General features: G+C 49.0%; 1 protein-coding gene. It reads left to right on the top strand.

What is annotated here, in order from left to right; genetic code table 11:
- Window positions 1–557, top strand: a 557-nt coding sequence (locus J3U63_RS13265; protein ID WP_416381315.1) for a type VI secretion system Vgr family protein, incomplete at both ends; no start/stop codon positions are given.

Here is a 557-nt window from a genome sequence, read left to right as displayed (position 1 = left end):
TACCGCCCTAAACCGATAGCATGGCCACAAATCAGCGGCACCTTACCGGCACGGGTAACCAGTCCGGATAATGACACCTATGGTTATATTGACACTCAGGGTCGGTATCGGGTTAAGTTTAACTTTGACCTGAAAAGCTGGAACAGCGGTGAAGAGAGCTTATGGGTGAGACTGGCAAAACCGTATGCAGGTGATAGTTATGGTTTTCACTTTCCGCTTATTGACGGTACGGAGGTGGCGATAGCCTTTACTAACGGTAACCCTGACCGCCCTTATATTGCTTATGCGATGCATGACAGTGCTCACCCTGACCATGTTGCAACGGCCAACAAACATCGCAATGTGATTCGCACAGCGACCAACAATAAACTGCGGATGGATGATAAACGCGGTCAGGAGCACATCAAGTTAGCCACTGAATACGGAAAAACCCAGCTTAATATTGGTCACTTAGTTAACCAGAATAAAGAGCAGCGAGGTGAAGGGTTTGAACTGCGCACTGATGAATGGGGCGCCTTAGCGGCGGCAAAGGGGTTATATCTGACCACCCAAACCGA

It is taken from the genome of Gilliamella sp. B2838 (genome assembly GCF_026536185.1).
GTDB lineage: Bacteria > Pseudomonadota > Gammaproteobacteria > Enterobacterales > Orbaceae > Gilliamella.
Note: the sequence above shows the minus strand (reverse complement) of the source record. Positions and strands in the feature narration are given on the sequence as shown.